A 22,642-nucleotide genomic window follows, 5' to 3' on the forward strand; every position below is an offset into this window, starting at 1 on the left:
ATGTCACAGCGCATCGATGAAAATCTCTTCACCGGGCCGATCGGCGCCGAATATCGCATGCTCGAGCTCATCTGCCCCAATGCGGCGCTGCTCGCCCGTCGCGTGGCGGAGCGCGTCGCGCATTGGCGCGAGGGCGTCGCGCTCGAGGTATTGGAGATCGGCTGCGGCACGGGCGTGAGCACGCTTCCCTTGCTCGCCGGACGCGACGATCTCCATGTCACCGCGATCGACAGCGCCGCCAAGATGCTGGATCAGGCGCGCTCTCACCTCGCGGATTTCGTCGCCGCCGGCCGCGTGCAATTCGTGGAAGCCGACGCGCTCGCCTATCTTCGCGGCCTTCCCGAGGCGAGCGTCGACGTCGTCTCCTCCAATTACGCCGTGCATAATTTCCTCGACGATTATCGTCGGGAATTTCTCGCCGAGATTTTCCGCGTGCTGAAGCCGGGCGGCATTTTCGTCAATGGCGACCGCTATGCGATGGACGACCGCGCGGCGCATCTCTCCGCCACACAGGCGGAGGTGCGCAGCTGGTTCGCAAAGCTCGGGACGATCGGCCGCTATGATCTGCTCGAGGATTGGGTCGCGCATCTCTTCAGCGACGAATCGCCCGAGCATGTGATGTATCTGGCGCCGGCGCTGGAGCGCGTGACGGCGGCAGGCTTCGCCGATGTTCGCATCGAATATCGCGAAGGCGTGGACACGCTGCTGACCGCGGTCAAGCCGTAACGGGTCCCAGAAAAGAAAAACGCCGGACGTACCTCCGGCCCGGCGTTAGAGCCCGCGGCGGCGCGTAGCCGTCGTTTGCTCTTCGTCACAACTAGCGCCGCGCCATGACTGGAAAATGACAAGAGCGCGGCAATCCGATGATTGTCGCGCGTGACTTCTGCTACTGTCGGTCAGGGTGAAGCGCGCCGCGGCGGCTGCGCGCCGATGATGCGAAGACCGCGCTCTTACGGGTCTCGCCACGCCGGTGTCGGCCTGATTTTATTGGTGGGCGCACAAGGGCTCGAACCTTGGACCCGCTGATTAAGAGTCAGCTGCTCTACCAACTGAGCTATGCGCCCGTCCGTCGCTTCGGCTTGCGCTGAATGAGCGGAACGAGGTGGCAAATACCCAATGACGCCGCTCATGTCCAGCGCTGAAAAGAAAAAATCGTCACATTTCTGTTTCGATCTCTCTTCGCTCACGGCCGCCATTCCGGCGCGGGCTCGGCGGCCTTCGCCTCCTCATGCGCCGCCGTCTCCTTGGCGGCCGCCAGGGCGCGCAGGGCCGCCGTCACGCCTTCGCTGGTGGCGGAGGACAGCAGCAGCAGGGCAGGGCGCTCTGTGGCCCCCGTAGGGCCGGCGGAGGCCATTGCGCGTTTGAGCCGCTCTTTCTGCTTCTTCAAATGCTCGGGCTCGGCGGCGTCGATTTTCGACAGCGCGACGATCTCGCGCTTCTCGTCGAGCTCGGCGCCATAGGCCGCGAGCTCGCGGCGGACGATCTTGTAATCCTTGCCGGCGTGCTCGCCGGTGGCGTCCACGAGATGCAGCAGCGCGCGGCAGCGCTCCACATGGCCGAGGAAGCGGTCGCCGAGCCCATGGCCGTCATGCGCGCCCTCTATGAGGCCGGGAATGTCGGCGAGCACGAATTCGCGATCGTCCACCCGCACCACGCCGAGGCCCGGATGCAAAGTGGTGAAGGGATAATCGGCGATCTTGGGCTTGGCGGCGCTGACCGTGGCCAGAAAGGTCGATTTGCCGGCGTTGGGCAGGCCGATCAGCCCGGCGTCGGCGATCAGCTTCAGCCGCAGGATCAGCGTGCGCTCTACCCCCTCCAGGCCGGGATTGGCGCGGCGCGGGGCTCTGTTCGTCGAGGTGGTGAAATGCAGATTGCCGAAGCCGCCATTGCCGCCGCGCGCGATGATGGCGGTCTGCCCGACCTCGGTCAGATCGGCGATCAGCGTCTCGCCGTCCTCCTCGAGAATCTGCGTGCCGGCGGGCACTTTCAGCACGGCGTCGGCGCCCTTGGCGCCATGGCGATTCTTGCCCATGCCATGGACGCCGGTCTTGGCCTTGAAATGCTGCTGATAGCGATAGTCGATGAGCGTGTTGAGCCCGTCGACGCAAATCGCCACCACATCGCCGCCGCGGCCGCCGTCGCCGCCGTCCGGCCCGCCGAACTCGATGAATTTCTCGCGACGGAAGGAGACGCAGCCGGCTCCGCCATCGCCCGAGCGCACGTAGATTTTCGCCTGATCCAGGAATTTCATGGCTGTTTCGAACTCATGTCGCTTGCAGCTTCGGGCGCTTGGCGCCGAAGCTCGTCGGAATGGCGCCGCGGCGCAGGTCGAAAAGCTCCACATCGACCTCGCCGCCGCGCGCCGGCGCCGGGAATTTGCCCTGGCCCGCACGGGTGAATCCCAGCTTCTCATGCACCCGCAGCGAGGCGGCGTTGCTCGGCAGCGCGCTGGAGACGATTCGCTCCAGCCCTGTCATGCCGAACACCATGTCGATGAAGGCGCCCGCCGCTTCGCTCATCAAACCGCGCCCCCAATAGGGCCGCCCCAGCCAGAAGCCGATCATGCCCGCCCCGCGCGCATTCGCCCCATGCACGCCGATCACGCCGATCGCCTCGTCCGCCTGGCGCTTCTGCGTCAAGGCGAGGGTGAGGCCGGCGCCGCTGGCGTTCTCGGCGCGCGCGGCGAGAATGAAGCCCTCCGCGTGATAGGACTCATATGGGTGCGGAATCCGCGCCGTCTTCAGGGCGACCTCGGGATCGCCGGCCAGACGGCAGATCGAGCCCTCGTCGGCGGCGCGCGGCCAGCGCAGCCACAGCCGCTTGGTCTCCAATCTGAAAATGTCGTCGCGGGCAATTTCCGGGAACATCCGAGGCTCCATGGCGGCCGATGCGAAAAAGGGCCGAAAAATGACGAAGGGGAAGCGGGCGTTCCGCTTCCCCTATCGACCCTTTGAGGCCTTTTTCCGGATTTTGCGCCTGGAGCGTCGCCTTTATCGCGACTGCTCGAGGACCAAATCCGCCGGGGATCGAAACGCCGGCGGAAGGTCCTCGCAGATCCTCCGCCTATTCGGCGGCTGCGGCCGCCGGCTCGACGACCGATACCGAAGCGCGGCCGCCGCTGGATTTGAACAGGACCACGCCGTCGACGAGCGCGAACAGCGTGTGATCCTTGCCGATGCCGACATTGCGGCCGGGATGCCATTTCGTGCCGCGCTGGCGCACGATGATGTTGCCGCCGATCACGGCCTCGCCGCCGAACTTCTTCACGCCGAGACGGCGACCGTCGGAGTCGCGACCGTTGCGCGACGAGCCGCCCGCTTTCTTGTGAGCCATCGTTCCTGCTCCTCAAAATTTCACGCCGAGCCGGCGTTCGCCGCTCGGGGGGCCGCGCAGGGCGGCCGCTGAATTGGTGCGCGCGCCGGACGCGCGGCGCGCTTGGTTACTTCTATACGCCGCCGAGCGGCGTCACGCCAATTCTCAGGCGCCGGCCTCGATGCCGGTGATGCGCACGATCGTCAAGTCCTGACGATGGCCGCGCTTGCGCTTGGAGTTCTGGCGGCGGCGCTTCTTGAAGGCCAGCGTCTTGGGGCTGCGGGCCTGCTCGGCGATCTCGCCGGTGACGCTCGCGCCCGCGACCAGCGGCGCGCCGATCTTGGCGGAGCCCTCGGCGCCGACGAACAGCACCTCGTCGAAGGTGATCTTGTCGCCCGCCGCGCCCTCGAGGGCCATGACGGTTATCGTGTCTCCGGCGGTGACGCTATATTGCTTCCCGCCGGTCTTGATGACTGCGAACATCTCTTTTTCCTGTGTTCGTCCCGGCTCTGGCGACGATGCGCCGGCCGGCTTTTTTGCAGTAGACCGGTTTTCGCTCCGCTCCTCGCGCCGAAGCGTCGACGCAAAAAGAAAATCGCGGCGAAACCGCCGCGACGAAGCGGGAAAGCCCTAGACGGGCGCGGCGTCTTTGTCAATCGCCGTTCGGGGCGCCGATTCGGCCGCCGCCTCGATCTTCTGCCGCTCATAGGCGGAGATGATCGACTGCACCATGGGGCCGAAGCGCTCGGCCAGCTCGGCGCAGCGCGTGGAATTGATGAGCTCCACGCCGCGGCGCTCGCTGCGGATGAGCCCGGCCTCCCGCAAAATGCGAAAATGCTGGGAAAGCGTCGATTTGGCGAGCGGCGCCTGGTCGAGAACATTCAGGAATTGCGAGCAGTTCTGCGCGCTTTCCGACGCCGCCAGCCGGGTGAATATCTGCACCCGCACAGGATCGGCCAGGGCGTAGAGAATCCCTTCGACTGTGATCTCTTCCGGCCGCGGATGGTGGAGCTTCCTCATGCGCCACACTAGCACGATTGACATTCATTCAGTAGTTCCGTATTTCAGAACTAATGAATTTAGCGCGAAAGGAGCGCGGACATGGGTCGTCTTTCAGGAAAAATCGCGGTCGTCACCGGCGGCAATAGCGGCATAGGCCTCGCCACGGCGGAGCTTTTCGCCAAGGAGGGCGCGCAGGTCGTCGTCACAGGCCGACGGAAGGCCGAGCTCGACGCCGCGGTCGCGCGCATCGGCTCCGGCGTCGTCGGCGTGCAGGGGGATGTTTCGTCGCTCGCCGATCTCGATCGGCTCTTTGCCGAGGTGAAGGAGCGTTTCGGCCGCATCGACATTCTCTTCGCCAATGCCGGAGTCGTCCGTCTCGCGCCGATCGAAGCGGTGAACGAGGCCTTCTTCGACCACATGTTCGACATCAACGTCAAAGGTCTGCTGTTCACCGTGCAGAAGGCGCTGCCGTTGTTTTCCGAGGGCGGCGCGATCGTGCTCAACTCGTCGATCGCCAATACGGTGGGCACGCCCGGATTCGGCGTCTATTCGGCGACGAAGGCGGCCGTGCGCTCCTTCGCCCGCACTTGGACGGCCGAGCTGAAAGACCGCAAGATTCGCGTCAATGTCGTGAGCCCCGGCCCGATCGAGACGCCGATCTTCGACACGATGGGCCTCTCCGAGCAGCAGCACGATGAATTGGCGGGACAATTGGAGACCAGCGTTCCGCTCGGCCGCTTCGGCAGATCGGAGGAGGTGGCCGAGGCCGTGCTGTTCCTGGCCTCCAGCGCGAGCAGCTATGTCGCCGGCGTCGATCTCTATGTCGATGGCGGGCTTGTGGCGGTCTGATCGACTCATTCTGCATGCGCCGCCGCCATGCACCGACGCATGGCGGCGGCTCTTTCGTTCATGCGCCGAGATCGCGCCTGATCTCGTCATTCGCTCGGGCGAGATGACGCTCGACCGTGCGCACCGATACGCCGACGCGGGCCGCGATCTCGGCGCTGGTCAGATGCTCGAGGCGTTTCAGCAGAAGTATTTCCCGATAGAGCGGCGGCAGCCGCTCCAGCGCGGCGCGCAGCTTTTGAAATTCCATGAGCGTGGCGATCGCGTCACTGGAATTCGCTCGCTCCGCCTGATCGGCGTCTCGCGCGGCTTCCTCTGCGTAGCGTGACCGGATGCGATCCCGGCGTATTGCGTCGACCGAGAGATTGGCGGCGATGCGGAAGAGATAGGCGCGCGGGCTCTCGAGCTTGGCGACATCCACGCGCTGCAGCGCGTGGAGATAAATATCCTGCACCATATCTTCCGATTCTTGCATGCCGACGCGGCGACGCGCGAAGCGGCGGAGCGCCGGCGCATAATCCTGATAGAGCGCGCCGAGGGCTTTCTCGGAGGCGGTCATCGCACGCCCTCCCGCGTCCCGATGTGAGAAAATCTCGCGGCGGCGCCGCTTGCGGATTTCGTTCTCGGCATTGGAAAATCCCTTCATCGAGGGCGGGGCTCCGTCGAGCCGCCATTGTTTTTTGAAAAAAAAGCGAAGTCGGGCGCTGCGCGCGACGAGCGTCGCGCGCGACAAATCTCTGGCCGCGCGACAGGGCTCGCGGCGCGACATGTCGGGCCTCGGCGAGCGGCGACGCGCGAAGGGAATCGATAATGAGCCGTAGATGGAGATCAGATCGCGGCGGGCGGCCCGCGTGCGACGAAGAGAAGATGCGCGATCAGCGGGCGCGACCGCGCATCGCCCGGACGGCGCATCTGCGTCGGCTTCGACCATGGGACGAGATGCGCCGAGGCGAACGCCGTTTCGAGCCAAGACGCGTCATGCGATGCGCAGCCGAACATGCAGCAGTCGAGCGTTCGGCAATGACGATCTAGAGGCGCATCGCTCTTTTCCGTCGCGCTCGACGCGCAGGTCGAAGCCACAGCGCTATGCTGCGGCCGCGGCGCGGGGACGAGCGCGAACAGCGATTGAAAGACGAGCATGCAGAGCAGCATCGCGATATTTCGCGAAGCGCGGCGAGAGAGGAACAATCGGCCGAAGATGCGCTGCATGTCGACGAAACTAGCATCGACGCCACAGGAATACAACTAATACATGTATTCAGAATTATTACAATCTAATGTCGTAGCGCCCTCCGCGTTTCGCGCGCTCAGGCGGCGCGCCAATGTCCTGCATCCGCGAGGAAGGCGCCGATCGACTCGGCGATATAGGCGATATGCGCTTCGCTGAGGCCCGGATAGACGCCGACCCAGAAAGTGCGGCGCATGATGACATCGGTGGCGGAGAGCGCGCCGGCGACGCGATGCGGGCGGTCCTTCATATAAGGCTGGCGCAAGAGATTGCCGCCGAACAGCAGCCGCGAGCCGATGCGCTTCTCGGCGAGATGCTGCAGCAGCGCCTCGCGTCCAAAAGGCGCGCTCTCGCGCAGCGTCAGCGCAAAGCCGAACCAGGAGGGATCGCTGCGCGGCGTCGCCTCGGGCAGCAGGAAGATATCCTCATAGGGACGCAGCGCCTCTTTCAGCAGCGCGAAATTGCGCTTGCGGGCCTCGATGAAGCCCGGCAGGCGCTCCATCTGCGCCAGAGCGACGGCGGCCTGCATATCGGTGATCTTCAGATTATAGCCGAGATGCTGATAGACATATTTGTGATCATAGCCGAAGGGCAGATCGCCCGATTGCCACTCATAGCGCTTCTTGCACGTGTCGTCCTTGCCCGGCGCGCACCAGCAATCGCGGCCCCAGTCGCGGAAGGATTCGACGCTGCGGCGTAGCACGGAGCGCGAGGTGAGCACCGCGCCGCCTTCGCCCATTGTGATGTGATGCGCCGGATAGAAGCTCAGCGTGCCGATGTCGCCGAATGTGCCGACCTGGCGCCCGTCATAGAGCGAGCCGAGCGCGTCGCAGCAATCCTCGACGAGCCAGAGGCCGTATTTCTCGGCGATGCGCGTCACCTCGGCGAGATCGAACGGATTGCCGAGCGTGTGCGCGATCATGATCGCGCGCGTGCGCGGCGAGATCGCCGCCTCTATGAGATCGGCGCGGATATTGTAGGTCGGTATGTCGACATCGACGAAGACCGGCGTCATCCCATTTTGCAAAATGGGATTGAGCGTCGTCGGAAAGCCGGCGGCGACGGTGATGACCTCGTCGCCGGGCTGAAGCGCGCGCTCCTTCAGCAGCGGCGAGGTCAGCGCGGTGAGCGCCAGAAGATTGGCCGAGGAGCCGGAATTGGCGGTCAGCGCATGGCGGACGCCGATGAACGTCTCCAGAGCCTTCTCGAAAGCATCGTTGAAGCGTCCGGTGGTGAGCCAGAAGTCGAGCGCCGAATCGACGAGCGTCTGCATCTCGCGCGCGCCATAGACCTTGCCGGAGACCGGAACGGCGGAGGCGCCAGGGCGAAATTCCGGCTTCGCATGGGCGATCTCGGCGTAGCGGCCGACGAGCGCCAAAATCTGCGCGCGCAGCGCTTCTTTCTCATCCGCCGTCTCGGCGGGGGCTTGCAGGACGGAGGCTGAGGGCGGGGTCATATCGTTGCTCCGAGCGTGCGCGCGCCGTGCTCGGCGGCGTCCATGCGTCTCTCATAGGCGTCGATCTGGGCGAGCGATGCGGTCGCCACATCCTCGCCGCGGCGGCGGCGCGATTCCCAATCGACGATCGCCTCCAGCGCCTCGAAGATCGACCATTGCGGGCGCCAGCCGAGCCGGCTGCGCGCCTTGGCGGAATCGAGCTTCAGCAAATGCGCCTCATGCGGCTCGTCGCCGCCGCTCTTCATCCAGCCGGCGCCCTCGCCATAGGCGCGGCAGAGCGCGTCGGCGATCTCTCCCACCATGCGCTCGCCGGCGGGATCGGGGCCGAAATTCCAGGACTCCGCGAAGGGCGCGCCATCGCTCCACAGACGTTCGGCGAGCGTCAGATAGCCGGCGAGCGGCTCCAGCACATGCTGCCAGGGACGCACCGCGCGCGGAAAGCGTATTTGCGCCGTCTCGCCGCGCTCCAGCGCGCGCAAAATATCGGGCACGAGCCGATCCGCCGCCCAATCGCCGCCGCCGATGACATTTCCGGCGCGGGCCGTGGCCAGCGCCGCCCCGCGCGTGGGATGTTCGGGCGTCGCGAAATAGGAATTGCGGAAGGAGGCGGCGACGAGCTCCGCGCAGCCTTTGCTGGCGCTATAGGGATCGAAGCCGCCCATCGCCTCATTCTCGCGATAGGCCCAGGGCCATTCGCGATTCTCATAGCATTTGTCGCTGGTGACGACGATGATGGCGCGCGTCGACGGCGCGGCGCGCAGCGTCTCGAGCAGATGCGCCGTCCCCAGCGCATTGACCTCGAATGTCTCGATCGGATTGGCGTAGGAGTAGCGCACGAGCGGCTGCGCCGCGAGATGAAAGACGATCTGCGGCGCAAATTCCCGAACGGCGCGCGCGAGCCGCTCGGCGTCGCGAATATCGCCGATGACGCTTTCCATCTTCTGGTCGAGGCGCGCGAGTGCGAAGAGGCTGGGCTCGGTCGGCGGCGCGAGCGCATAGCCCGCGACATTCGCGCCGAGCCGCATGAGCCATAAGGAGAGCCAGCCGCCCTTGAAGCCGGTATGTCCGGTGACGAGGACGCGCTTGCCGGCCCAGAAGGAGGCGTTCACGCCCAGACCTTCCAGGGCGCGTCGCCGCCGCTCCACAATTGCTCGAGGAAACGCTTGTCGCGCAGCGTGTCCATGCATTGCCAGAAGCCGTCGTGGCGATAGGCGCGCAGCTGCCCGTCGGCGGCGATGCGGGTCAACGGCTGCTGCTCGAGCGCGGTGGAGTCGCCGTCGATATAGTCGAGCGCCTTCTTCCACATCACGAAGAAGCCGCCATTGATCCAGCCGCCGTCGCCGCGCGGCTTTTCGTCGAAGGAGAGAATGTCGTCGCCATCCATTGTGACGGCGCCGAAGCGGCCGGGCGGACGCACGACGGTCATGGTCGCGAGCCGGCCATGGGCGCGGTGATAGTCGATCTCGCCGGCTATATCGATATCGGCGACGCCGTCGCCATAGGTGAGGCAGAAGGGCTCGTTATCGGGGAGATAATCGGCGATGCGCTTCAGGCGCCCGCCCGTCATCGTCTCTATGCCGGTGTCGACCAGCGTGATGCGCCAGGGCTCGGCCATCTTGTTGTGGACGATGGTCTTGTTCTCGGCGAGGTCGAAGGTGACGTCGCTCATATGCAGGAAGTAGTTGGTGAAATAGTCTTTGATGAAATAGCCTCTATAGCCGAGGCAGACGATGAACTCGTTGACCCCGTGCTGCGAGTAGATCTTCATTATGTGCCACAGGATCGGCTTGCCGCCGATCTCGATCATGGGCTTGGGGCGATTGTCGGTCTCCTCGCTGAGGCGCGTGCCGAGACCGCCTGCGAATATTACGGCCTTCACGCGCGGTCTCCTCGAGAATGCGAGGGCGCTCCTCGGCGAATCGGGACGCGCCATCCACGCAGTCTAGCCTCGCGCCTTGCGCGAGCCTGTCGCGCGGCGCGAGTGGCCGAGGGGCGTGGTGCTTGCGTCCTCTCGTGCGCGGGCGCACATTATTTCTCGTTGTGTCGGGCGAGAAGACCGCTCGGCGATCGACATAGATCGTGTCGCCGAAAGCTCCGAGCCGCTCGGGTCGAAGCGGTATTCGAGCGATCATTTTCTTTATCGGGGGCGGGGGCCGCCAATGCGTTGGTGTATTTGCAAATCGCACGGCATTATCGACTATCGTTCCGCGGACGCCCCGCCGGCGCGCAAGCCGGACGAGGTTCGAATCTCCGAATCCGTCGGCCTCGGCGGCGTCAATTCCTATTCGGACGTGCTGAAGATTCAGCAGCTTCTCGACAAGATTCCGAAGATCAACGGCGGTCCTGCGCCGCTATTGGCGACAGACGGAATATGCGGACCGCTGACGCGCGGCGCCATTCTCGACTTCCAGAAGAAGCAGTTCCCGGCAAATCCGCAATTCCATGACGGCTGGCGCCCGGATGGGCGCGTCGATCCTGGAAAATGGACGATCGACAAGATGAATGTCATCGCCAATTGGGGGAGCCGAACCGATTTGCTGGAGATCGCGCGGGAGCAGGCTCCGGTCGCGCGGGCGCGGGTGATGAACGCGCTCCACCGTCTTTCGGTCGTGCGGTCCTCCTACGCATTGCCGAGCCCGCTATTCTCCAATGCGCAGCTGAAACGCGAGGCGGATTGGCATTTCAAATTCCACAAGGCGGCCTATCCGTTGGACAATATCGACGCGGTGTCGACGATCTACCAGCGCATGAACGCCGCCCTGAGCAAATTCATCGCCGGCAGCTTCCCGCTCTTCCAATTGTCGGATCACTATCGCGAGGACGCTCTCGCCTATGCGCATGTGGGCGGATATTCTTTCAGCATCGCAGAAATCGAATCCGGCGAGCAGGGCGCCTACATCTATGTCGCCAATGAGCGGTTCGGCAGCCTCCCGGTCATCATTCACGAGCTGGGCCATTATTGTGGCGGCCGTTTCAAATCCGGGCGGGAGATCGACCACGTCAGCACGCCGCATCCCAAGCCCAATGGCGCGGCGCGCGAAGCGGGAAAGCACGACTACCGGCGCATGACGCCGGAGGAAGCGCTGAAGAATGTCTATAGCTATCAGGTCTACGCCCTGCCGGAGATGGGCTATGGCCCGCCCGAGTCGGGCGTGATCTGAGCGCGGCGGCCGGAGCCCGCGGCGCGGCAGGGCGGGCGTCAGGGTTAATCGCCCCTTAACCCCGCCTGCCTACCCTCGGCCGTCACGTCAGCCGAGCGCACCCTTTTTCGGCGCGCTTCGCTGCATTTCTGATTCGTCGCGAGTGGGCTCGTTCGTCATGATGCGCAGCAACGCATTCCGTCACGTTTCCGAGCCGGTGCGCGAGTTCACGGCGCGCCGAGCCGCGGAGCTCGCCGGCGCGGCGCTGATAGCGGCCTCGGTCGCGGCGGCTCTGGCGCTGGTCTCCTGGTCGGCGCGCGACCCTTCCTTCAATCATGCGACCACCGGGCGGGTGCGCAATCTGCTCGGCTCCGGCGGCGCGGTCGCCGCCGATATATTGATGCAGCTGTTCGGCCTCGCGGCGATCGCTGCGATATTGCCGCTCGCCGCGCAGGGCCTGCGGCTCGTCACGCAGCGCGCGCTGCATCGGCCGCTGCTGCGCTTCGGCTTGTGGATCATCGGCGCGCTCGCGGCGGCGGCGGTCGTCTCGCTCCTGCCCGTCACCGATCGCTGGCCGCTGCCCACCGGGCTCGGCGGCGTGCTCGGCGACGCCGTGTTGGCGCTGCCGCGGCGCTTCTTCGGCGATTCGGCGGCGGCCATGGCGCTGGTGGCGCTGGTCGGCGCCGGAACCGCCATTCTCGCCCTCACCGGCGCCGCCGGCTTCGGCTTCGAGGCCGCTGCGGCCGCCCATGGCGAGGACGAGCCCGCCGGGCGCCGAATCGATGAGGAGGAAGAGGATGACGAGCCCGGCGTCGCCATCGTCTCGCTGGGCGCGCTCATTCACGCCGGCCTCACGATAAAGACGCTGGTCACACGTCGTTTCGCCGCGCTGCTGGCGCGCCGTCGTAAGCCGGTCGAGATCGAGGAGCCCTCCGGCCCGCCTTTGCTCTCCGCCCGCCGCGAGCCGGTCTTCGACGCTTTCTCCTTCGTCCCGCCGCCGGCGCCTGCGCGCGCCGCCGCGGCCGCCGCCGCTGCGCCGCGCGAGGAGGATTACGACGAGCCGCCGCCGGCCTCCGCCCGCGTGATGGAGCCCGCCGGCCCGCTGAAGCAGGGCAAGCGGGTGATGCGCGAGCGTCAGCCGACCTTGTTCGAGAGCCGCAACGAATCTCTGCGCTACGAGCTGCCGCCGCTGCTGCTGCTGAGCGAGCCGAAGAAGCAGGCCGCGGCCGCCAAAATCTCGCAGGATGCGCTGGAGCAGAACGCCCGCCTGCTGGAGGGCGTGCTCGAGGATTTCGGCGTCAAGGGCGAGATCATCAATGTGCGTCCCGGCCCGGTGGTCACGCTCTATGAGCTGGAGCCCGCGCCGGGGATCAAATCGTCTCGCGTGATCGGCCTCGCCGACGATATCGCCCGCTCCATGTCGGCGGTCTCGGCGCGCGTCGCCGTGGTCTCCGGCCGCAACGCCATCGGCATAGAGCTGCCCAACCATCGCCGCGAGACCGTCTTCCTGCGCGAGCTTCTCGCCTGCGAGGATTTCGAGAAGACCAAGCATCGCCTCGCCATTGCGCTCGGCAAGACGATCGGCGGCGAGCCGGTCATCGTCGATCTCGCGCGCATGCCGCATCTTCTCGTCGCCGGCACGACCGGCTCCGGCAAATCGGTCGCCATCAACACGATGATTCTGTCGCTGCTCTATCGGATGAAGCCGGAAGAGTGCCGCCTCATCATGGTCGATCCGAAAATGCTCGAGCTTTCGGTCTATGACAACATTCCCCATCTGCTGACGCCCGTCGTCACCGACCCCAAAAAGGCGGTGGTGGCCCTCAAATGGGCGGTGCGCGAGATGGAGGACCGCTACAAGAAAATGTCCAAGCTCGGCGTGCGCAATATCGAAGGCTTCAACCAGCGCGTCGTCGAGGCGCAGGCCAAGGGCGAGGTCATCACCCGCACGGTGCAGACCGGCTTCGATCGCGAGACCGGCGAGGCGATTTTCGAGCGCGAGGAGATGGAGCTGCATCCGCTGCCCTTCATCGTCGTGATCGTCGACGAGATGGCGGATCTGATGCTCGTCGCCGGCAAGGATATCGAAGGCGCGATCCAGCGCCTCGCGCAAATGGCGCGCGCGGCCGGCATTCATCTCATCATGGCGACGCAGCGTCCCTCGGTCGATGTCATCACCGGCACGATCAAGGCGAATTTCCCGACGCGCATCTCCTTCCAGGTGACGTCGAAGATCGACAGCCGCACCATTTTGGGCGAGCAGGGCGCCGAGCAGCTCCTGGGCCAGGGCGACATGCTCTATATGGCCGGCGGCGGCCGCATCTCGCGCGTGCACGGGCCTTTCGTCTCGGATGTGGAGGTGGAGAAGATCGTCGCGCATTTGAAGACGCAAGGGCAGCCGCAATATCTCGACGCCATCACCACGGAGGATGAGCTCTCCGAGGAGGCGGCGGAGAGCGCCGCGCCGGGCTCCATGGATGCGGAGGAGGGCGCCGATCTCTACGACCGCGCCGTGGCGATCGTGCTGCGCGACCGCAAATGCTCGACGAGCTACATTCAGCGGCGCTTGTCGATCGGCTACAACAAGGCCGCCTCGCTGGTGGAGCAGATGGAGCGCGAAGGCGTGGTGGGCCAAGCCAATCACGCCGGCAAGCGCGAGATTCTCGTCGGCGGCGGCATAGATCGCGGGGCGTTCGACATAGACGCTGCGTGAGGGGACTCGCGATGCGTCTCAATAGAGGGCGCATCCCCTTCTCCCACTTGTGGGAGAAGGTGGCCCGACGATAGTCGGGTCGGATGAGGGCGCCGCGGCGCAACCTCTCGAACGGCAGGGACCCTCATCCGACCCCGCTTCGCGGGGCCACCTTCTCCCGCGAGCGGGAGAAGGGGACGTCGCCGCACGTCAGGGCGACGCAATCGTGCTCGGCGAATATGATCCAACATTAGCCATATCGCCGTCCTAGTGAGGACGGCGGACGGCTTCCGATCAGCCGCGCCGAAATGTCCCGGAGCACCAATTCCCGTGAAATCGCCTCTCGCCGCCGCGCTGGTCCTCGCCCTTCTCGCCGTCTCCGGCGCCCAGGCCGTGGAGCCGAAGAAAAAGCCGCAACCGGCGCCGGCCGCCAAGGCTCAGGCAGGCAAGCCTGCGGCTGCGGCCAAGGGCAAGCCGGGCGCGGCCGACGCCAAGGCGAAGCCGGCGGCCGATTCCAAAGCGGCTCAGGCCAAGCCCGGCGACGCCAAAACAATTCCCCCCGCCGCGCCCAAGCCGCCCACGCCCGCCGCCGACGCCGCCAAAGCGGCAGTAGGCGCCGTCGCAGTGGGCGGAGCCGCGGCCGCTGTCGCAGTGGCGGCGCAGCCGCAGGCGCCGCTCACCCGCGACGAGGCGATCAAGCGCGCCGAGGCCTCGCTCAACTCCTCGCCCGTCATGACGGCCGATTTCGTGCAGATCGGCGGCGACGGCCGCCGGGCCGAGGGCAAGCTCTATGTGCATAAGGTCGGGCGCATGCGCTTCGAATATGCGCAGCCGGCCACGATGGAGGTCGTCTCCGACGGCGTGCAGGTCGCCGTGCGCGATCGCAAGCTCAACACGCAGGACCTCTATTTCATCAATCAGACGCCGCTGAAATTCCTTCTCAACGAGAAGGTCGATCTGCAAAAGGACGTGAAGCTCGTCGATGTCGTGATCGACGACGCGGGCGCCTCCATTTCGATAGAAGACAAGGCGACCTTCGGCGGCACGTCGAAGATCAAGCTGATCTTCGATTCCAAGACCTTCCTGCTCAAGCAATGGCAGGTCTCCGATCCGCAGGGCTATGAGACCTTGGTGTCGCTGTTCAACATCGACCGCAGCAGCGCGCCGGACGCCAATCTGTTCAAGATCGACAAGGGCTCGCTGCTCGATTTTCACTGAGCGTTTCCAGCCGAAGCGGACGCCGGTTCGGCGTTGGAAACGCGTCGCAACAAAGAGCGAGCGAGCCCTCGTGAGGCTCACGCGGCTTTCAGCGTCGCCATGTCGATGACGAAGCGATATTTCACATCGCTCTTCACCATGCGGGCGTAAGCCGTCTCGATCTCCTGCATGGCGATCGTCTCTATGTCAGCGACAATGCCCTTCTCGGCGCAGAAGTCGAGCATCTCCTGCGTCTCCTTTATGCCGCCGATCAGCGAGCCGGCGATTTGCCGCCGCTTGAAGATCAGCCCGCCCGCCGACGGCGAGGGATGCGGCGTCTCCGGCACGCCCACGAGAGTCAGCACGCCGTCGCGCTTCAGCAGAGCCACATAGGCGTCGAGATCATGCGACACGGCGACCGTGTCTAGGATGAAATCGAGGCTGCCGGAGCGCGCCGCCATGGCCTCCGCGTCCCGAGAGACGACGACCTCATCGGCGCCGAGCGCGAGAGCGGCCTCGCGCTTGCCCGGCGAGGTGGTGAAGGCGACGACATGCGCGCCCAGCGCATGGGCGAGCTTCACGCCCATATGGCCGAGCCCGCCAATGCCGACGACGCCGACCTTCTTGCCCGGCCCGGCGCCCCAATGCTTGAGCGGCGACCATGTGGTGATGCCGGCGCAGAGCAGCGGCGCCACGGCGGCGAGCTGCGCCTCCTCGTGACGAATGGCGAGCACGAAATGCTCATCGACGACGATGGCCGTCGAATAGCCGCCGTAAGTGTTCTCGCCGGAGCCGTCGAGCGCGCCATTGTAAGTGGCGACAAAGCCATGCTCGCAATATTGCTCGAGCCCATCGTCGCAGGAGACGCAGCGGCGGCAGCTGTCGACCATGCAGCCGACGGCGGCGATGTCTCCCACTTTGAACCGTGTCGCCTCAGCGCCGACGGCGGTCACGCGGCCGACGATCTCATGGCCCGGCACGCAAGGGTAACGCGTGCCCGGCCATTCGCTGCGCGCCGTATGCAGATCGGAATGGCAGACGCCGCAAAAGAGAATGTCGATCGCGACATCCCTCGGTCCCGGCGCGCGGCGCTCGATGGAGAAGGGCGCAAAAGGCGCCGTGGCGGATTGGACCGCATAGGCCTTGGTGGGCATGGGTGGGCCTCGGGATTTTTAAGAAAGAGCGGCGCGCGTGCGTCGCTGCACCGAAGCGATATTGATATCATAATGTTGCGGGTTGGTCACGACGGGTTGGCCGTAGCCAGAGAATGGACAAGTCGGCGATCTAACCCGTTACTTCCTCTTCAATTACTCCAGTCAAGGACCGCGTGCGTCGGCGAACCCATAGATGCTTCCAGCGTGCGTCTTTCCTGATTGTCTGCATGGCTTGTCTGATAGCTGCATCGTCTGCACGCCACCCGAAGGTGATTCCGCTAATCGCATTTGCGGGGATTTCAAAGAGGTAAACCGGTAGCTCCATCGGATCGATGCCTGTGAGTATTTCTTTCGCGTCAGACAGCAGTTTCATAACGCGCCACTCTTGTTCATATTGCCATGGAAGCTGCTTTCTTAAAAAAAGTTCTTTCGGAAGAAAGCCAAGTTCTCCACGAAGAATACTTGCCTTGTCCACCGTGTCGCCGCCAAATCGCACCCACCCTTGATTGATAGTTAATTGGACAGGCTGGTTCGTGTAAAGTATCGGTTCTGGGTGATTTGCGGCAAAGTATTCATTTTGAGGATCGAAGGCAATGCACACGCCCTGATGATTATTTGCATAATGAGCCCACATAGTTTCGTGATAATTTTCAGTAAGACTGAAAATGCCGATCGTTCGGTTGGCGAAAGCTTTTGCCAGTTCCACTGCTCGCTCAGCGAGCACTTTATCATATTCATCCAACGATTCGAATGGCTCCTCCCGAAGCGCTGGCTGACGGAACGGCCATAACCCCGGGAACGACTTTTCATCCATGCGGTGGGCGGGAAATGGCGTCAGGTATCTTGCAACCAGTTCGTTGTCCGACATTCCGCGAAATCCATCGCGGACTGAACGCGCCTTCGCAGCCGCGAGGTCCTCATTCGAATATGCGTTAACCAACAGGCCGGGAAGAGCTTCGTAGGCGTCATTCAATGCCGCCGGTTGGGAAAAGCGGAACAGGCCGTTATCTAGGAATTTCAGATTTGGTGTATACTTTAGCAAGCGATCCGGTCGGTTCATCCCCTTGCCCGCTTCTGAGATGATCAAACGATTCCTGTATAAAGTGTATCTCTCATTTCAGGAATTTCGAAGGGGCCAATAAGATCGGTGAGGCCCCAATACTGCACTTTAAAATTACCAGTTGCCCCCTCTCACCCCCACACCCCCCTCTCCGGCGGATACACCAGCGACCCCTCATACCGCAGCCCCGGCTCGCGGTCCTTCGCCAGCAGCAGCGGTCCGTCGAGATCGACGAACTCCGCTCCTTGCGCCACGATCAGGGCCGGCGCCATGGCCAGCGAGGTGCCGACCATGCAGCCGGCCATGATCGAGAAGCCGAGCCGCCTCGCCTCGGCGGCGAGCGCGAGCGCCTCGGTGAGGCCGCCGGTCTTGTCCAGCTTGATGTTCACGGCGTCATAGCGCCCGACCAGAGCGGAAAGGCCGATGCGGTCGTGCACGCTCTCGTCGGCGCAGATCGGCACGAGGCGGGGGAGGCGCGTGAGCGCTTCGTCCTCGCCCGCCGGCAGGGGCTGCTCGATCAGCCTCACGCCGGCTTTTGCGCAGGCTTCGCTATTGGCGACGAAATTTTCTTCGCGCCATGCCTCGTTGGCGTCCACGATCAGCGCCGAATCGCTCGCTCCGGCGCGCACGGCCGCAATGCGCTCGGCGTCGCCATCGCCGGCGAGCTTCACCTTCAGCAGCGGGCGATGCGCGGCCTTGGCGGCGGCCTCGCGCATTTCTTCCGGCGCTCCGACCGAGATCGTAAAAGCGGTGACGAGCGGCTCCATTCGCTCGAGCCCGGCGAGCCGATAGGCGGCGACGCCGGCGCGCTTCGCCTCCAAATCCCAGAGCGCGCAATCGGCGGCGTTGCGGGCGGCGCCGGGCGGCAGCAGAGCGGCGAGGGCCGCGCGGTCGGCGCCGGCCTCGAGGAGATCGCGCACGCTCTCCAGCTGATCGACGACGCTCTCCACGCTCTCGCCATAGCGGGCGTAGGGCACGCATTCGCCCTGGCCCAGGGCCTCGCCGTCGGCGAGTCGCGCCACGACGACGACGGCCTCGGTCTTGGCGCCGCGCGAGATGACGAATCGCCCGGCGATGGGGAAACGTTCGACGGAAATGGTCAGTTGGACGCCCATAGCGATTTTTCCAGTTGAAACAGAGAGACTAGGCGCGTCGCGGCCAGGCTCGCGCTCGACTCTGGCTGCGGCGGAAGTTAAGACGCTGCGGGGCGCGGAGAAAGGGAGCCGCCGGCCCATAGGGCCGAAAATAGGCATGGCCACGGACCTCGACCATACGGCCCGTCTCTCGTCACGACGCGAGGGCGAGGCCGCGCGCTTCACATTGGGCGGCGAATGGGTGCTCGCCGATTCCGCCGCCCTGGAGAAGGACGTCGCCGGCATGGCCGCCGCCGCCCGCGGCGCCGCTCGCGCTATCGTCGATCTCGCGCAAATCGTCCGGCTCGACACCGCCGGCGCCTGGATCATCGGCCGCGCCATGGACGAGCTCGCCCATGCCGGGATCGCCGTCTCGCTGGAGGGCGCGCGGCCGGAGCATGTCATCTTGCTGCAGGAGACGAAGTTTCGTCCCTTCGAGGCGCCGTCGCGCTGCCGTCGCCTGCTCGTCGTCGATATTCTCGCCGATCTCGGCCGTTCCGTCGTCTCGGCGGCGCAGGACGCCTATAGCGGCGTGGGCTTTCTCGGCGAGTTCGTCGTCGCCTCGGGCGTTTCGCTGCTGGCGGCGGGGCGCTTTCGCTTCACCTCGCTCGTCTATCATATGGAGAGTTTCGGCTTTCGCAGCCTGCCGATCATCGCGCTCATCAATCTGCTCGTCGGCGCCATTGTCGCGCAGCAGGGCATATTCCAGCTGCGACGCTTCGGCGCGGGCGCCTATGCGGTCGATCTCATCGGCATATTGGTGCTGCGCGAGCTCGGCGTGCTGCTCACCTCCATCATGATCGCCGGCCGCTCCGGCTCCGCCATCACCGCCGAGCTCGGCTCGATGAAAATGCGCGAGGAGGTCGATGCGCTGCGCGTCATGGGCCTCTCGCCGGTCGAGGTGCTGGTGACGCCGCGCGTTCTGGCGCTGGTTCTGTCGCTGCCGCTGCTCACCTTCATCGCCGATATGTCGGCGCTGTTCGGCGGCCTTCTGGTGTGCTGGGTCTATGAGGGCATCAGCCCGGCGGCCTATCTCTCGCTGCTGCAGGCGGCGATCGGCCGCAACACTTTCATCGTCGGCCTCATAAAGGCGCCATTCATGGCGCTGGTCATCGGCATGGTGGCCGCCATGGAGGGCATGGCGACCAGAGGCTCGGCCGAATCGCTCGGCCGCCACGTCACGGCTTCTGTGGTGAAGGCGATCTTCATGGTCATCGTGCTCGACGGCTTCTTCGCCATCTTCTTCGCCTCGATCAAATATTAGCCCGATGACCGACCTCGCCTCGCCGACGATCGAAAAGCCCGCCGCGACGCGCGAGACGGTCATTCGCGTGCGCGATCTCGTCGTCGCCTTCGGGCAGACCTCGGTGATGCGCGGCCTCGATCTCGATGTCTATCGCGGCGAGGTGCTGGGCTTCGTCGGCGGCTCGGGGCAGGGCAAATCGGTGCTGATGCGCACCATTCTCGGCCTCGTCGACAAGCGCTCCGGCCTCATAGAGCTGTTCGGGCAGGATCGCGACAAGCTCTCCGCCGCCGAGCGCCGGCGCGTCGAGCGGCGCTGGGGCGTGCTGTTTCAGAATGGCGCGCTGTTCTCCAGCCTCACCGTGCGGCAGAATATCCAAATGCCCATGCGCGAGACCGGGCATATTTCGGCGCGGCTGATGGACGAGCTGGCGATGCTGAAGCTCGAGCTGGTGGGCCTGCCCGCGAGCGCCGCGGACAAATTTCCGGCCGAATTATCGGGCGGCATGATCAAGCGCGCGGCGCTCGCCCGCGCGCTCGCGCTCGACCCGGAGCTGGTCTTTCTCGACGAGCCGACCTCCGGCCTCGATCCTATAGGCGCGGCGGAGTTCGACGAGCTGATCGCCACTCTGCAACATACGCTCGGATTGACCGTCTTCATGGTGACGCATGATCTCGACAGCCTCTATTCCATCTGCGACCGCATCGCCGCGCTCGCCGAGGGAAAGGTGATCGCCGCCGGGCCGATGGAGGAGATGCTCGCCTGCGAGCATCCTTGGCTGAAAGCTTATTTCCATGGCGTGCGCGGATCGCGCCTCTCCGGCGCGCTCGAGGAGCGCAAGACGAAAGAACTGCGAGGACGAGAGTAGGCCCCATGGAAACCCGCGCCAATTTCGCCCTCATCGGCGCTTTCGCCCTCGCCGTGGTGTTCGCGGCCTTCGGCTTCGTCTTCTGGTTCTCGGGAGCGAGCCAGACGGCGCAATACAAGATCTATGAGGTGCATTTCTACGGCTCGGTCAGCGGCCTGCTGCGCGGCGGCGACGTGCGCTTCAACGGGCTGAAGGTGGGCGAGGTGACGCAGCTCGCCATTTCCGAACAGGATCCGAGCCGCGTCGACGTGCTGGTCAGCATAGACCGCAAGACGCCGGTCAAGACCAACACGCGCGCGCGTCTCGAGCAGGCCGGCTTCACCGGCGTCTCCTATGTGTCGCTCACCGGCGGCACGCCGGGCGCGGAGGAGCTGCGCGCGAGGCCGGGCGAGACCTATCCCGTCATAGAGGGCGAGCGCTCCGAGTTTCAGAATATTCTCGAGAATGTGCAGAAGCTCTCGTCCACTGCGACCGAGGTTCTCGAGCGGGTGGGCAAATTGCTCGACGCCAATTCGCAGACCATCTCGGACACGCTGCGGAACACCGAGAAATTCACCAAGGCGCTCGCCGATAATTCCGGCGGAATCGACTCCTTCATTCACGACATGTCGGAGATCAGCGCCTCGATGAAGCCCCTCCCGGCGCGCATCGACAAGCTTCTCGCCGCGATCGACCCCAAGAAGCTGAACAGCATCGCGACCGACATCGCCGGCGCCTCGGCCAATCTCAAGAATTTCTCCGGCGGCGGCTTGAAGCAATATGAGCAGCTCGCCGTCGATGCCCGCAAGACGCTGGAGACGGTGGAGCGCGCCGTGCGCTCGCTGGAGAAGAATCCGCAGCAGGTGATTTTCGGCGCGAGTCCGTCTCTGCCGGAATATCGCGGCAAGTAGAGGCGTTGCTCTTTGATGGCCAGCGACGTTCGAGTAAGCTTGGAATCACTGTGGAAAGCGACGCGGCGTCGCGCGGGATCAGCGGGAAGGATCGGTCCATGACGCCGTCGAGAGCGTCGCTCTCCCTCATTCTGCTCGCCGCTCTGGCGCTCGCGGCTTGCGGCGGCGCGCCGCAGCGCGAGAGCTTCGATCTCGGCGGTCCTGGCGATGTGGGGCGCGCGCTGGCCCGGCCCTTGCGCGGCACGCTCGCCGTCGCCGAGCCGCAGGCGGTGCAGCCCATCGACTCCGATCGCATCGTCGTGCGCACCGGGCCGAACGAGGTCGCCAATCTCGCCGAGGCGCAATGGGTGGATCGGCTGCCGCGGCTCGTGCAGGCGCGGCTCATCGCCGGCTTCGACATCGGCCGCCGCGCCGGCTCGGTCGTGCGCGCCGGAATGATCGCGGACCATGTGCTTTCGACCGAGATTCGCCGCTTCGAGATCGATGTGACGACCTCCGAGGCGGTGGTCGAGATCGCCGCCAGAATGCTCGATTCGCGCGGCGCGCCGGTAGGCCAGGGCCGCGTCTTCTCGAGCCGCGCTCCGGCGCCCCATTCCACTGGCGCGGCGGCGACGCAGGCGCTGGACGAGGCGCTGACCGCGACCGTCGGGCAGATCGTGCGCTGGGCCGCGGCGCAGGTTTGACATCACGCCGTCGCAGGCTCGAGGAAAGACTAGCGCGCCCGCTCTGCCGATGATAACTGATCGCGCGATAGGACGAGCGTCGGGCCGAAGCTTCGGGCGAGGGACTTCGGCGGCCCGCCGAAACTTGCGCCAGCGGCAGGCGCGCCGACACGTCAACGGAAGAGACAGAGCACCATGGTGAAGACCAGCCTCTACGACCAAGCGACCCGCTATGGCGCCGAGCCCGGCGGCGGCGCTCCGACCAAGGCGAAGATCACTTTCGTCGATTCGCATGGTCAGGCCCGCACGGTCGAGGGCGAGACGGGCTCCACCGTCATGGAGACGGCGCGTCGCAACGATATCCCCGAGATTCCGGCCGAATGCGGCGGCGCCTGCGCCTGCGCCACCTGCCATGTCTATGTCGACGAGGCTTGGGTCGAGAAGGCCGGCAAGCCCTCGCAGATGGAAGAGGACATGCTGGACTTCGCCTTCGACGTGAAGCCCAATTCGCGCCTCAGCTGCCAGATCACCGTGCGGCCGGAGCTCGACGGCCTCGTGGTGACGACGCCCTCGCAGCAGGGCTGAGGGCTCCGCGGGGGCGCTGATATTCGACGAATGAAAGCGCCGCCTCGCCGCGGCGTTTTTTGCGTCGGCTTCGATCTCCCGAAGACATTTGCATGACGGCGCGGATGCTATAGACCATGGCCGTGAAGGGATCGGGCTTCGAACGGGGCAGGCTGCCGGACGGCCCGGTTCGAT

General features: G+C 65.1%; 23 protein-coding genes and 1 tRNA gene. 10 read left to right on the forward strand and 14 right to left on the reverse strand.

The window, feature by feature from the left end; all coding sequences use genetic code 11:
* A complete protein-coding gene (locus K369_RS06145) occupies positions 1-726 on the forward strand; it encodes a class I SAM-dependent methyltransferase (RefSeq protein WP_036289275.1) in 726 nt (241 codons plus the stop codon).
* A gap of 262 nt (positions 727-988) precedes the next feature.
* Here K369_RS06145 and K369_RS06150 read toward each other — a convergent pair.
* The 6 genes from K369_RS06150 to K369_RS06175 form a co-directional block, all read right to left on the reverse strand.
* Positions 989-1,064 (reverse strand) — tRNA-Lys (locus K369_RS06150).
* Positions 1,065-1,183: 119 nt separating this feature from the next.
* Positions 1,184-2,251: a GTPase ObgE gene (obgE, locus tag K369_RS06155; RefSeq protein ID WP_036289278.1), complete on the reverse strand. Its 1,068-nt coding sequence runs from the start codon at positions 2,249-2,251 to the stop codon at positions 1,184-1,186.
* 13 nt (positions 2,252-2,264) lie between these two features.
* Complete coding sequence (locus K369_RS06160) at positions 2,265-2,867, reverse strand: GNAT family N-acetyltransferase (protein WP_036289282.1); 603 nt, start codon at positions 2,865-2,867, stop codon at positions 2,265-2,267.
* Between the two features lie 196 nt (positions 2,868-3,063).
* Positions 3,064-3,333, reverse strand: a complete 270-nt coding sequence (gene rpmA, locus K369_RS06165) for a 50S ribosomal protein L27 (protein WP_024878997.1) — start codon at positions 3,331-3,333, stop codon at positions 3,064-3,066.
* Between the two features lie 144 nt (positions 3,334-3,477).
* Complete coding sequence (gene rplU / locus K369_RS06170; RefSeq protein WP_024878998.1) at positions 3,478-3,795, reverse strand: 50S ribosomal protein L21; 318 nt, start codon at positions 3,793-3,795, stop codon at positions 3,478-3,480.
* 147 nt (positions 3,796-3,942) lie between these two features.
* On the reverse strand, positions 3,943-4,332 hold the full coding sequence (locus K369_RS06175) for a helix-turn-helix transcriptional regulator (protein ID WP_036289288.1): 390 nt from the start codon (positions 4,330-4,332) through the stop codon (positions 3,943-3,945).
* A gap of 81 nt (positions 4,333-4,413) precedes the next feature.
* On the opposite strand from K369_RS06175, the gene K369_RS06180 reads away from it, so the two are divergent.
* Positions 4,414-5,163, forward strand: a complete 750-nt coding sequence (locus K369_RS06180; RefSeq protein ID WP_036289292.1) for a glucose 1-dehydrogenase — start codon at positions 4,414-4,416, stop codon at positions 5,161-5,163.
* A gap of 58 nt (positions 5,164-5,221) precedes the next feature.
* On the opposite strand, the gene K369_RS27030 is transcribed toward K369_RS06180, so the two are convergent.
* The 5 genes from K369_RS27030 to rfbF form a co-directional block, all read right to left on the reverse strand.
* The gene (locus tag K369_RS27030; protein WP_036290172.1) at positions 5,222-5,719 is read right to left on the reverse strand and encodes a sigma-70 family RNA polymerase sigma factor; all 498 of its coding nucleotides are present in this window, start codon (positions 5,717-5,719) and stop codon (positions 5,222-5,224) included.
* A 269-nt stretch (positions 5,720-5,988) separates the two neighbouring features.
* Positions 5,989-6,369, reverse strand: a complete 381-nt coding sequence (locus K369_RS27035; RefSeq protein ID WP_036289295.1) for a hypothetical protein — start codon at positions 6,367-6,369, stop codon at positions 5,989-5,991.
* A 98-nt stretch (positions 6,370-6,467) separates the two neighbouring features.
* The gene (gene rfbH, locus K369_RS06195) at positions 6,468-7,844 is read right to left on the reverse strand and encodes a lipopolysaccharide biosynthesis protein RfbH (RefSeq protein WP_051949101.1); all 1,377 of its coding nucleotides are present in this window, start codon (positions 7,842-7,844) and stop codon (positions 6,468-6,470) included.
* Positions 7,841-8,968 (reverse strand): CDP-glucose 4,6-dehydratase, encoded by a 1,128-nt coding sequence (rfbG, locus tag K369_RS06200; RefSeq protein ID WP_371033308.1) that lies wholly within the window; start codon positions 8,966-8,968, stop codon positions 7,841-7,843. Before rfbG ends, rfbH begins: the two co-directional genes overlap by 4 nt.
* Positions 8,950-9,723 (reverse strand): glucose-1-phosphate cytidylyltransferase, encoded by a 774-nt coding sequence (gene rfbF / locus K369_RS06205; protein ID WP_036289298.1) that lies wholly within the window; start codon positions 9,721-9,723, stop codon positions 8,950-8,952. Before rfbF ends, rfbG begins: the two co-directional genes overlap by 19 nt.
* A gap of 280 nt (positions 9,724-10,003) precedes the next feature.
* Here rfbF and K369_RS06210 point away from each other — a divergent pair, with 280 nt between their 5' ends.
* The 3 genes from K369_RS06210 (at position 10,004) to K369_RS06220 (ending at position 14,894) form a co-directional block, all read left to right on the forward strand.
* On the forward strand, positions 10,004-11,005 hold the full coding sequence (locus K369_RS06210) for a peptidoglycan-binding protein (RefSeq protein WP_036289301.1): 1,002 nt from the start codon (positions 10,004-10,006) through the stop codon (positions 11,003-11,005).
* Positions 11,006-11,162: 157 nt separating this feature from the next.
* Positions 11,163-13,697 carry a DNA translocase FtsK 4TM domain-containing protein gene (locus K369_RS06215; RefSeq protein WP_084570602.1) on the forward strand — a complete coding sequence of 845 codons (2,535 nt, stop codon included), beginning with the start codon at positions 11,163-11,165 and terminating at the stop codon, positions 13,695-13,697.
* 309 nt (positions 13,698-14,006) lie between these two features.
* Complete coding sequence (locus K369_RS06220) at positions 14,007-14,894, forward strand: outer-membrane lipoprotein carrier protein LolA (RefSeq protein ID WP_036289304.1); 888 nt, start codon at positions 14,007-14,009, stop codon at positions 14,892-14,894.
* Between the two features lie 77 nt (positions 14,895-14,971).
* Here K369_RS06220 and K369_RS06225 read toward each other — a convergent pair whose 3' ends face one another.
* The 3 genes from K369_RS06225 to dgcA form a co-directional block, all read right to left on the reverse strand.
* Entirely contained in the window at positions 14,972-16,027 is a 1,056-nt protein-coding gene (locus K369_RS06225; RefSeq protein ID WP_036289308.1) for an NAD(P)-dependent alcohol dehydrogenase, read from the reverse strand.
* A gap of 130 nt (positions 16,028-16,157) precedes the next feature.
* Positions 16,158-17,114, reverse strand: coding sequence for a DUF2971 domain-containing protein (locus K369_RS25380; RefSeq protein WP_084570532.1), 957 nt, complete (start codon positions 17,112-17,114; stop codon positions 16,158-16,160).
* 104 nt (positions 17,115-17,218) lie between these two features.
* Positions 17,219-18,202 carry an N-acetyl-D-Glu racemase DgcA gene (gene dgcA, locus K369_RS06235; protein ID WP_036289315.1) on the reverse strand — a complete coding sequence of 328 codons (984 nt, stop codon included), beginning with the start codon at positions 18,200-18,202 and terminating at the stop codon, positions 17,219-17,221.
* A gap of 136 nt (positions 18,203-18,338) precedes the next feature.
* On the opposite strand from dgcA, the gene K369_RS06240 reads away from it, so the two are divergent.
* From K369_RS06240 to K369_RS06260, 5 genes are all read left to right on the forward strand, one after another.
* Positions 18,339-19,484, forward strand: a complete 1,146-nt coding sequence (locus K369_RS06240; RefSeq protein ID WP_036289317.1) for an ABC transporter permease — start codon at positions 18,339-18,341, stop codon at positions 19,482-19,484.
* 4 nt (positions 19,485-19,488) lie between these two features.
* Positions 19,489-20,331, forward strand: coding sequence for an ABC transporter ATP-binding protein (locus K369_RS06245; protein WP_036289320.1), 843 nt, complete (start codon positions 19,489-19,491; stop codon positions 20,329-20,331).
* A gap of 5 nt (positions 20,332-20,336) precedes the next feature.
* Positions 20,337-21,221: an MlaD family protein gene (locus tag K369_RS06250; RefSeq protein ID WP_036289325.1), complete on the forward strand. Its 885-nt coding sequence runs from the start codon at positions 20,337-20,339 to the stop codon at positions 21,219-21,221.
* A 98-nt stretch (positions 21,222-21,319) separates the two neighbouring features.
* The gene (locus K369_RS06255; RefSeq protein WP_036290186.1) at positions 21,320-21,904 is read left to right on the forward strand and encodes an ABC-type transport auxiliary lipoprotein family protein; all 585 of its coding nucleotides are present in this window, start codon (positions 21,320-21,322) and stop codon (positions 21,902-21,904) included.
* A 174-nt stretch (positions 21,905-22,078) separates the two neighbouring features.
* Complete coding sequence (locus K369_RS06260) at positions 22,079-22,468, forward strand: 2Fe-2S iron-sulfur cluster-binding protein (RefSeq protein WP_018264485.1); 390 nt, start codon at positions 22,079-22,081, stop codon at positions 22,466-22,468.
* The last annotated feature ends 174 nt before the right edge of the window (positions 22,469-22,642 follow it).

The sequence above is a fragment of the Methylosinus sp. PW1 genome, assembly GCF_000745215.1.
GTDB lineage: Bacteria > Pseudomonadota > Alphaproteobacteria > Rhizobiales > Beijerinckiaceae > Methylosinus.

What these genes read in the sequence shown, in the direction of transcription:
- K369_RS06240 (WP_036289317.1), top strand. Translation starts at nt 18,339, where the DNA reads ATGGCCACGGACCTCGACCATACGGCCCGTCTCTCGTCACGACGCGAG.
- rplU (WP_024878998.1), bottom strand. Translation starts at nt 3,795, where the DNA reads ATGTTCGCAGTCATCAAGACCGGCGGGAAGCAATATAGCGTCACCGCC.
- K369_RS06225 (WP_036289308.1), bottom strand. Translation starts at nt 16,027, where the DNA reads ATGCCCACCAAGGCCTATGCGGTCCAATCCGCCACGGCGCCTTTTGCG.
- K369_RS06210 (WP_036289301.1), top strand. Translation starts at nt 10,004, where the DNA reads ATGCGTTGGTGTATTTGCAAATCGCACGGCATTATCGACTATCGTTCC.
- K369_RS06250 (WP_036289325.1), top strand. Translation starts at nt 20,337, where the DNA reads ATGGAAACCCGCGCCAATTTCGCCCTCATCGGCGCTTTCGCCCTCGCC.
- K369_RS06180 (WP_036289292.1), top strand. Translation starts at nt 4,414, where the DNA reads ATGGGTCGTCTTTCAGGAAAAATCGCGGTCGTCACCGGCGGCAATAGC.
- K369_RS06160 (WP_036289282.1), bottom strand. Translation starts at nt 2,867, where the DNA reads ATGTTCCCGGAAATTGCCCGCGACGACATTTTCAGATTGGAGACCAAG.
- K369_RS06245 (WP_036289320.1), top strand. Translation starts at nt 19,489, where the DNA reads ATGACCGACCTCGCCTCGCCGACGATCGAAAAGCCCGCCGCGACGCGC.
- K369_RS06175 (WP_036289288.1), bottom strand. Translation starts at nt 4,332, where the DNA reads ATGAGGAAGCTCCACCATCCGCGGCCGGAAGAGATCACAGTCGAAGGG.
- dgcA (WP_036289315.1), bottom strand. Translation starts at nt 18,202, where the DNA reads ATGGGCGTCCAACTGACCATTTCCGTCGAACGTTTCCCCATCGCCGGG.
- K369_RS06260 (WP_018264485.1), top strand. Translation starts at nt 22,079, where the DNA reads ATGGTGAAGACCAGCCTCTACGACCAAGCGACCCGCTATGGCGCCGAG.
- K369_RS27030 (WP_036290172.1), bottom strand. Translation starts at nt 5,719, where the DNA reads ATGACCGCCTCCGAGAAAGCCCTCGGCGCGCTCTATCAGGATTATGCG.
- K369_RS06255 (WP_036290186.1), top strand. Translation starts at nt 21,320, where the DNA reads ATGACGCCGTCGAGAGCGTCGCTCTCCCTCATTCTGCTCGCCGCTCTG.
- rpmA (WP_024878997.1), bottom strand. Translation starts at nt 3,333, where the DNA reads ATGGCTCACAAGAAAGCGGGCGGCTCGTCGCGCAACGGTCGCGACTCC.
- rfbH (WP_051949101.1), bottom strand. Translation starts at nt 7,844, where the DNA reads ATGACCCCGCCCTCAGCCTCCGTCCTGCAAGCCCCCGCCGAGACGGCG.
- K369_RS06215 (WP_084570602.1), top strand. Translation starts at nt 11,163, where the DNA reads ATGATGCGCAGCAACGCATTCCGTCACGTTTCCGAGCCGGTGCGCGAG.
- obgE (WP_036289278.1), bottom strand. Translation starts at nt 2,251, where the DNA reads ATGAAATTCCTGGATCAGGCGAAAATCTACGTGCGCTCGGGCGATGGC.
- K369_RS06145 (WP_036289275.1), top strand. Translation starts at nt 1, where the DNA reads ATGTCACAGCGCATCGATGAAAATCTCTTCACCGGGCCGATCGGCGCC.
- K369_RS27035 (WP_036289295.1), bottom strand. Translation starts at nt 6,369, where the DNA reads ATGCAGCGCATCTTCGGCCGATTGTTCCTCTCTCGCCGCGCTTCGCGA.